This is a genomic window from Synechocystis sp. FACHB-908, assembly GCF_014698595.1.
GTDB lineage: Bacteria > Cyanobacteriota > Cyanobacteriia > Cyanobacteriales > Microcystaceae > Synechocystis.
The window spans coordinates 20650-28952 of sequence record NZ_JACJTH010000015.1 but is presented as its reverse complement, the minus strand read 5'-3'; the positions used below and the strand labels follow the sequence as shown (position 1 = coordinate 28952).

Annotated in this window: 9 protein-coding genes; 4 read left to right on the top strand and 5 right to left on the bottom strand. The window is 48.5% G+C overall.

The window, feature by feature from the left end:
• Nucleotides 1–202 precede the first annotated feature (202 nt).
• Together H6G46_RS05735 and H6G46_RS05730 are read left to right on the top strand one after the other, a co-directional pair.
• Nucleotides 203–1198: a hypothetical protein gene (locus H6G46_RS05735; protein WP_010873398.1), complete on the top strand. Its 996-nt coding sequence runs from the start codon at nucleotides 203–205 to the stop codon at nucleotides 1196–1198.
• 38 nt (nucleotides 1199–1236) lie between these two features.
• On the top strand, nucleotides 1237–1827 hold the full coding sequence (locus H6G46_RS05730; RefSeq protein ID WP_010873399.1) for a DUF2808 domain-containing protein: 591 nt from the start codon (nucleotides 1237–1239) through the stop codon (nucleotides 1825–1827).
• Between the two features lie 43 nt (nucleotides 1828–1870).
• Here the strand turns inward: H6G46_RS05730 and H6G46_RS05725 are convergent, their stop codons facing one another.
• Nucleotides 1871–2884 (bottom strand): ABC transporter permease, encoded by a 1014-nt coding sequence (locus H6G46_RS05725; protein WP_010873400.1) that lies wholly within the window; start codon nucleotides 2882–2884, stop codon nucleotides 1871–1873.
• 166 nt (nucleotides 2885–3050) lie between these two features.
• Here H6G46_RS05725 and hisS point away from each other — a divergent pair, with 166 nt between their 5' ends.
• Entirely contained in the window at nucleotides 3051–4394 is a 1344-nt protein-coding gene (gene hisS, locus H6G46_RS05720; RefSeq protein ID WP_010873401.1) for a histidine--tRNA ligase, read from the top strand.
• Nucleotides 4369–5493, top strand: a complete 1125-nt coding sequence (locus H6G46_RS05715) for a hypothetical protein (protein WP_010873402.1) — start codon at nucleotides 4369–4371, stop codon at nucleotides 5491–5493. The genes hisS and H6G46_RS05715 overlap by 26 nt, the downstream gene beginning before the upstream one ends.
• Here H6G46_RS05715 and H6G46_RS05710 read toward each other — a convergent pair.
• The 4 genes from H6G46_RS05710 to H6G46_RS05700 all read right to left on the bottom strand — a co-directional run bounded on the left by H6G46_RS05710 (nucleotide 5490) and on the right by H6G46_RS05700 (nucleotide 8226).
• Nucleotides 5490–6398: a GNAT family N-acetyltransferase gene (locus H6G46_RS05710; protein WP_010873403.1), complete on the bottom strand. Its 909-nt coding sequence runs from the start codon at nucleotides 6396–6398 to the stop codon at nucleotides 5490–5492. The genes H6G46_RS05715 and H6G46_RS05710 overlap by 4 nt on opposite strands.
• A gap of 77 nt (nucleotides 6399–6475) precedes the next feature.
• A complete protein-coding gene (locus H6G46_RS05705; RefSeq protein ID WP_010873404.1) occupies nucleotides 6476–7174 on the bottom strand; it encodes a hypothetical protein in 699 nt (232 codons plus the stop codon).
• 142 nt (nucleotides 7175–7316) lie between these two features.
• Nucleotides 7317–7448, bottom strand: a complete 132-nt coding sequence (locus tag H6G46_RS18630) for a hypothetical protein (protein WP_255345293.1) — start codon at nucleotides 7446–7448, stop codon at nucleotides 7317–7319.
• Between the two features lie 25 nt (nucleotides 7449–7473).
• Complete coding sequence (locus tag H6G46_RS05700) at nucleotides 7474–8226, bottom strand: hypothetical protein (protein WP_231848035.1); 753 nt, start codon at nucleotides 8224–8226, stop codon at nucleotides 7474–7476.
• Nucleotides 8227–8303 lie beyond the last annotated feature (77 nt).

The window sequence follows — 8303 nt, the reverse complement described above, 5'->3', positions numbered from 1 at the left end:
AATACCGCAAGAAAAGTCAACACCTTTTCACAAAATATTTTTCAAAATCCCTGAATCACAGTCATAGTAACGGCTTCAACCATAGAAAAAAACTTCGCTCGACACCGGTAACTCCCCTTTCCCATTCCTCAGAACTATCTGCTCCCCCCTCTGCACCTCCTCCGTCCGATAATGGGGAAGTCGTTTTTGTGGGTTTAGATTAATGGAAAACAATTCTCTGGCACCTTTGCGGGTTGGCATTCTCGGTTTTGGTGGTTTGGGGCAAGCGGCAGCTAGGTTGTTGGCACCCAAGCAGGAGATGAAGTTGGTGGCTGTGGCCGATCGCCATGGGTATCTATATGATGCGGACGGCATTGATGTGGATAATGCGGTGCAGGCTTATACCCAGCAAGGTTCCGTGGGTAAGGCCAAGAAGGGACAGATGAGTGAGCAAAGCATTGAAGATTTAATTGGTGAGGGGGAAGTAGATGGCTACTTTCTGGCGTTACCGAATTTGCCCAATACTTTCATGGCGGATGTGACTCGGCAATTCATCGCCTCTGGCTGGCAAGGGGTATTGGTGGATGCGCTCAAGCGGACCAGTGCGGTGGAGCAGTTAATAACATTGCGGGAGGATCTAGCCCAAGCAGGTATTACTTATATGACGGGTTGTGGAGCGACTCCCGGTTTATTGACGGCGGCGGCGGCGATCGCCTCCCAGAGTTTTCAGGAAATTCATCAGGTAAAAATTACTTTTGGGGTGGGCATTGCTAATTGGGAAGCTTACCGGGCCACCATTCGGGAAGACATTGCTCACATGCCCGGGTACAACGTCGATAAAGCCCAAGCCATGACGGATGCGGAGGTGGCGGCTCTGTTGGATCAAACCAATGGCATTTTGGCTTTGGAAGATATGGAACATGCTGATGACATCATGTTGGAGTTGGCGGGCATCTGTCACCGAGACCAAGTAACGGTGGGGGGCGTGGTGGATACCCGTAATCCGAAGAAACCGTTGAGTACCCACGTAAAAATCACCGGCAGAACCTTTGAAGGGAAGATTTCTAGCCATACCTTTACCCTGGGGGATGAAACCAGCATGGCGGCCAATGTTTGCGGCCCGGCCTTTGGTTATTTGAAAGCGGGTTATGGGTTACATCGTCAGGGTTTAAAGGGTTTATTTACAGCAGCGGATGTGATGCCCAAATTTGTGCGTTAATCTATCAACGTTGTTCAATCGGTTCAGGTAAACTATCTATGACTAGACCAATTTCCCTGGGCTTAGGAAAAATAGCGGGACTGGCGATCGCCTCTGGGCTAGTTTTAACCCAGTCCTACGGAAGTTTTGGGCCAGAGATGTCCATTGCTGAAGCGGGGGAATTACCGGGGGGAGTGCGTTTTTTTAGTCGTCCTCCCCAGTTGGTGGATAGTGTTACCACCTTCAATGCGGTGTCAATTCCGGCGGCGAAGTATTATTTCACTATTTCTCTGCCGGAACAGGCCGGTGAACCCCTCGACAGAGTTGTTTTTCAACAGCAACCTAACCCAGACCCAATTAATTTTTACCCGGAACAAACCTTTGCTTTTCTTGGCGATCGCCACAATCGGGGGTTCCAAGTTGCTCTGGAGTCGGTGGATTGGGACAGAGATACGGGAAAAATCACTGTAACTTTTGCCCAAACCATTTCCCCTGGGGAAACTGTCACCATTGGGCTAAAGCCCTGGAAGAATCCCGATGTGCCTGGAGTCTACCAATTTCGAGTTTTTGCCTTACCACCGGGGGAAAATTCCCAAGCCATGGATTTGGGGGTAGCCAGGTTTCAATTTTATCGGGGTGGAACCTGGTAACCGGGACATTGCCGGTCAACTATTCAGACATTGAGTGGGAATTCTATTTCAGATCCGCCAACTGAATACGGGGATCGGTAAATTTCAGCAGTAAGTCCGCCAGAAGATTACCAACGATGAGGAGAGTTGCCCCCATCATTAAACTGCCCATCACTAGATACAGATCCTGGGCGGTGACTGCTTGGAGAATTAGACGACCTAAACCGGGCCAATTAAAGAAAAATTCGGCGATAAAAGCGCCACTGAGTAAGCTAGCAAATTCAAAGCCCAGAATGGTGATCAGAGGGTTGATGGCATTACGGAGGGCATGGACGTAAATGACCCGATTTTCGGGCAAACCCTTAGCCCTGGCAGTTTGAATGTAGTCCTGGCGCAACACATCAAGCAATTGGCCTCGCATCAACCTTTGTAATCCAGCAAAACTGGTGATGCTCAAAGCGAGGGTAGGTAAAATCATGTGCCAAGCCACGTCCCAAACCTTATGGGGCCAAGAAAATTCGGCAAAATCAATGCTGGTCATGTCCCCCACCGGCAACAGGGGTGAAACGGATTGGGCAAGAAATAATAAAAGTAGGGCAGTGATAAAACTAGGAAATCCTTGGCCGATGTAGCTGATTACCCGCAAACTCCGGTCTATGAATGTGTTTTGCTGTACGGCCCCCACAATGCCCAAGGGAATGGCGATCGCCCAGGTGAGAATGATAGATGTTATGGCTAGTAGTAGGGTGGCGGGAATCCGTTCTATTAGTAGGGAAGCAACGGAACGGTTATAGACAAAGCTTTCACCAAAATTGAAACGGGTCACCACTTGGGTGAGCCAGCGCCAATATTGCACATACCAAGGTTGATCCAAGCCAAATTGAACTTTTAGCTGTTGCAGGGTTTCTGGGGAAATTTTCGGATTTTGCTGGAGGGTGTCGAGATAACTGCCGGGGGCTAGCTGAACAATGGCAAAGCTTAATAGGGATGCTAGCAATAAGGTAATCAGCCCTTCTATCAACCGCTGGACAACATAGGCAAAGTCGTCATTTTGGAGCCAACGGAGGGGATTGCGCATGGATTACTGAATTAAGAACTGCTGGTTAGATCCTATCTGGGGATTTTTCCTAGTCAATATAGCCTAAGCCTTTTCTTGGTGCAGATGCCGATCGCCAGGGAGCAATGGGTCCTCGGAATCCGCTAAGGTTAGGAACGTATTTGTTTGACAGGAACTGAGCCGAACTATGGGAGCTATCCAAGCCATTCGTGGAACCCGTGACATTTTGCCCCCGGAAACCAACTACTGGCAGTGGGTAGAGGCGATCGCCAAAAGCATTTTAGACCGGGCTTTGTATCAAGAAATTCGCACCCCAATTTTTGAGCAGACTTCCCTGTTTGAGCGGGGTATTGGGGAAGCCACAGATGTGGTGGGGAAGGAAATGTATAGTTTTACCGACCGGGGTGACCGCCCGATTACCTTGAGGCCAGAAGGCACAGCTGGGGTGGTGCGGGCCTATATTGAACAGAACTTACAGGCCGCTGGCGGAGTGCAAAGGCTGTGGTACACCGGGCCCATGTTCCGCTACGAAAGACCCCAGGCGGGCAGACAACGGCAATTTCATCAATTGGGGGTAGAAGTGTTGGGCAGTGCCGATCCCAGGGCCGATGTGGAAGTTATCGCTTTGGGCACCGATATTCTCAAAGCCCTTGGTTTGAGTAACCTTTCCCTTGCCCTAAATTCCGTTGGTAACGGCGGCGATCGCCAAAGGTATCGGGAAGCTTTGATCGCTTACTTAACTCCTTTTAAAGCTGAACTAGATCCCGACTCCCAAGATAGATTAGAGCGTAATCCCCTGAGAATTTTGGACAGCAAAGCCAAACGAACCCAGGAAATTGTCCAGGATGCCCCCAGCATTTTGGATCATCTCGGAGTGGATTCCCAACGGCACTTTGACCAAGTGCAACAATTACTAACGAATTTGGGCATTGCCTACCAACTCACCCCTACCCTGGTGCGGGGTTTGGATTATTACACCCACACCGCTTTTGAAATTCAATCCAGCGATCTGGGGGCCCAGGCCACCGTTTGTGGCGGCGGTCGTTACGACGGCTTAGTGGCGGAATTGGGAGGCCCCGTTACCCCGGCCGTGGGTTGGGCCATGGGATTAGAGCGATTAATTATCCTTTTGCAACAAATGGCTACGCCCCCCGCTCCTAGCCCGGACTTGTACCTGATTTCCAAAGGGGAAAAGGCAGAACCCCAAGCGTTAATTCTGGCTCAAAAGTTACGCAATCAAGGTTTGGCCGTGGCTTTGGATCTAAGTGCTAGTGCCTTTGGCAAACAATTTAAACGGGCGGATAAATCCGGGGCGATCGCCTGTTTAGTACTGGGAGATGGGGAAATAGCAACGGGCACAGTACAGCTTAAATGGCTGGCCGATAAAGCCCAGGAAACCTTGCAGTTACAGGATTTAATGGGGAACATTACGGAACTCAAACAACGTTTAGCGGGACATAGGGAAAAATACCCCCACCTCACCTCTAACTTTTCTGTGACTTGCCATGACCCCATGGACAATTTGGTTTAAAACCGACGATATCCCCAGTTGGCAACCGCTAGATTCCTGCCGCTCCTTGCCCGTGGGCCATTACCGTCTAGCGGCCCGATTGCCAGTGCCCCACAAATATGTGCAATGGCGCTGGAAGTTTTTCTCCGCCACCGGCAAAGTGGAAAACCATGATTTCCAGGGCCGCACTAATCAAGACGGTCTGATTTCTCTGTTGGATTTGCACACTGTCCAACCGGGAACCTGGCAACTGAGTGCCCAACCAGACTTATTCGATCACCTTTGTGGAGAAACCTGGCAAATTCGTTTTCAATTCCAAATTGTTACCCCTGCCATCACCACGGTGACAGTACCGAAACTCAATACTGAACCAGAGGAATTGGAGCCGGAAGAAGAACAGAGCGTAACAGATGAGGCCAATAACTCCATTGTGCCCCATCCAAAGCGTCCTATGGTGGTGCCAGAGCTTGATCCAGAGCCGGTACCGGTACTGCAATGGCACAGAAAGGCAAGGGTGAAACTGACAGGGAATGGGGAAACGGAACCCGGTAAATCTCTAGAGACCACGGAAGTAACGGAAAACAGAGGGGAAATAATTGAAGAGCAAATTCCAGAACCGCTGGCAATTACAGCGCCAACCATTGAAAAAATAGCTGAAGAGAAGGTGGAGGAGCCAATCCTCGAACCCGTGTTGGCGATCGCCGTTAATGTTGAAGCAGGGGAAGAACAAATAGAAGAAAAAATAAAGGAATCAGTACAGGAAGAAATGCCAGAGGCTTTGGTGGCTAGTGTTTTAGATGTTATTGAAGAAAAAGAGGAGGTAACGGACGATAAACAGCCAGAAGCCTTGGTAATAGTAGAGTCATCAACTGATACCGATGCCGAAGACAAGTTAGAAAAATCAGAGGGATTTAACCCTTTCCGTTCCGTCAGTTACTCTGTGGAGCTAATTTATCCAGAACTGGAAAATCCCATCCAAGTTGACATTACGGTGATGGTGGACGAAAATCGCCCGCCCGTGCATCTGGATTTACCCGATCCCAGCAAAATGGTTAGCCTACTGCACCGTCGTCCCCGTTATCCCAATTCCCCTCTACCGCCTCGGTTGACTAGTGCTTAGCCGAGTTCCAGACAGGCTAGGCCGTAGATGTTTTCCAAGGGAAGTTGGGGAGGATTGCCTTTATACATCCGCAAATTTAACAGAGTCAGTTCAAAGCCCCGTTCTTCCAACAGATAAATGGCATCTTGATTCACTTCTGGCACATCAATAAACACTGGCCCCTGGCGATCGCCAAGTAACACGTCCAACAAAGCCCCGGCTAAAGCAGTACTATCAGCCATCAGGGGGCCCAAACGCCAACCCTGGGGAAAACCATCTTCATCGTCGGGCAATAAACAGGGACGAATGCGGCCGTAACCACAACAATCCCCCTGATCATCCAAAATTACCATCACCTTTCCCTCCGGCCGTCCCAACCATTCGTGCAAAAAGAGGGGACGAGGTGTAGCTTCGTGGCGGGCATCGTAGGCTAACACTTTGGCTTCTGTTAATTGGTCACCGGCCAAAAGTTGATAACCGAGGGGAAAATCCGGGGTAAAACTTGGCCGCACACAGGAGCGGCGATCGGCAGGGGGTAAACGATAACGACGGGTGTAATAGGCGGGACGAAAGCCCCATTTTTGGTAATCTTCCACCCTGGCTAGGGCTGCTTCCAGACCAACGCACTGGACATTTTCCAAATGGGCGATCGCCGTTTGCCAGAGAGCCACCCCAAAACCCCGCCCCCGATATTCTGGTTGAACGAGAAATAAACCAATAAAACCGTAATTTTCGTCATAACGAATGCCGGCAATGCAACCCACTGGGCTGCCTTCCCATTCCCCCACCCAAACGCCAGCGTCATCGGTGTCACAAAAAATCCCTACATCCCCTATGCCCGGACAAAATCCTTCCTGCTGGGCCCAACGGGTCACCAACGGGCGATCGGCAACTGCCATGGGACGAATACGGTAACTCAAACTCATCGGTTAATGGTGAAGAGTGCTCTTCACTGTAACGGGATGCCAAGGGAGTAATTTTTAATCTTTCGGGTTCTTGCGTTTTAACCTGGCCGGCGAAAAATAGGACGATAACTAGCTGCATCTTGATAGGTAATGGCGGTCCCTACCCAGCGATCCCAGTCGGCATTAGAACCATAAAGGTAGGCACTCCGCATGGAGGCAAAGGATGTTTCTAGGTCTGCCAAGTTCGCGGTTTCATAAATGGTGTGGTAGATTACAGGGTCCCGATCAAAGCTGGTATAACGACGGCAAGCGGCCCAGGTAGGCACATCCGCCATAATTTTAGGTAAATAGCTTTCTTCGTACCAGGCCCGAAATTCCGGTTCCGCCTCCGGTTTAACTTCAACGCTGACTTGGAAAAAAGGACGATTGCCAAAGATGCCATCCCAAGGACGGCGGGAATGGGCATAGGTTTGTTGGTAAGCTACCCGGCTTAGACCTTGTAATGCATTAACTTTCCAATGTTGCCATGTAGCGGTTTCCTCTTCCCGCCCTGGGCGAGACAGGGCAGAGTTAATCTGCTCCAAAGAAACATTGGGGGCTAATTCGTAGAACGTGAGCAAGCGTTTGCTGAACCACTTCAAACTGCCGGCCACTCCATATTCTTCGTAGCGACGGGCGGTAGTGATTTCAGGAACAACTTCTAATAATTTAGGAATGTAGTGATGGTGGTAAAACTCAGTAAATGCCGCTTCCGCTGCCGGGGCGATCCGTAAACTAATTACGAGAAGATTGACCATGGATGGCTCCGAAGGGAAATGATAACAGGGTTAAGACCTAACAAAACGGCTACAATTAACCCCTTAAATAGTTGAAGATTGTGGCAAGGTTAAGGAGTAGCTGGACATTTTTCATTAGGACTCTGCTCTTTTGGCAACTGTTCTAGGATATTGATAAAATCAGCAATGCTCCGGAAACGCCCATAATACGGATATAGGCCACTCTATTTTCTTCCCGGAGATATTGCAACACCATTTGCCCGATCGCCATCGCCAAGGCGGATTTTTTGTCCAAATTTGGCTAGCCAAAATGGAATAGGTCATGGATTAGAAGAAAAAGAAGATTGGGTTAAGGATTTAATAATGGTGTTACTAGGGCGATCGCCAAGGTTTAATTCAGCCAAAATTAATTGGGCAATGACCTCGCTAAAATAGCTGGGAAAACGGTGCATTTCTTGGGCATGGTCTAACAAAAAAGTGTGGTAATAACACCCCAGGGATTTTTCCAATTTGATTAAACTATGAAAAAAATCCGGTAATTCCTTTAAACGGTGAGAATGATTCTGTTGGAGAATATTTAAAAAGTGGCGAAAATGGCTACCTTCATCCTGGACTAAATGTTGTCCCACACGACTCAATACTTTGCCAAAAGGTTGATAATATTCCCGTAAATCCCGACGGTAAGAAAACATAGACCCCAATTCGTCAAAGACTAGGGTGCTAACAATGGTGAATTCATCTTGTAAAACCCAATCAATTTGTTCCAGACTAGGCGATCGCCGCTGAAAATTGTCATCCATAGCGGCAAAATTTAGCTCAGATAAAAAGCGATAAACTCGCCGCAGAGCTTGATAATGTTTTTGTTCATCTCCCAGCCATCGGGGTAATAAAGCTAAAAAATCGTCGGATAAATCCTGTTGACGGGAGAGTAAATAGTTGTATAAAAACTTAGCATCACCTTCGGAATAAACATCTCGACTTAGTAAAAGGCAAAAATCATTCTTTAGATTGTTTTCTACATTATCCAAAATCTTAGTAGGGATTTGATAGTCGATGGGGATTAGTCTGTCCACATCCCAATTGTTTAAACAATTCCTTTGATTTCCCCTTATTTGACTATGTTTTAAACAAGTAATTTTCACGACTATTC

Coding starts and splice junctions, on each gene's coding strand:
- H6G46_RS05735 (WP_010873398.1), top strand. CDS start 203: ATGGAAAACAATTCTCTGGCACCTTTGCGGGTTGGCATTCTCGGTTTT.
- H6G46_RS05730 (WP_010873399.1), top strand. CDS start 1,237: ATGACTAGACCAATTTCCCTGGGCTTAGGAAAAATAGCGGGACTGGCG.
- H6G46_RS05725 (WP_010873400.1), bottom strand. CDS start 2,884: ATGCGCAATCCCCTCCGTTGGCTCCAAAATGACGACTTTGCCTATGTT.
- hisS (WP_010873401.1), top strand. CDS start 3,051: ATGGGAGCTATCCAAGCCATTCGTGGAACCCGTGACATTTTGCCCCCG.
- H6G46_RS05715 (WP_010873402.1), top strand. CDS start 4,369: ATGACCCCATGGACAATTTGGTTTAAAACCGACGATATCCCCAGTTGG.
- H6G46_RS05710 (WP_010873403.1), bottom strand. CDS start 6,398: ATGAGTTTGAGTTACCGTATTCGTCCCATGGCAGTTGCCGATCGCCCG.
- H6G46_RS05705 (WP_010873404.1), bottom strand. CDS start 7,174: ATGGTCAATCTTCTCGTAATTAGTTTACGGATCGCCCCGGCAGCGGAA.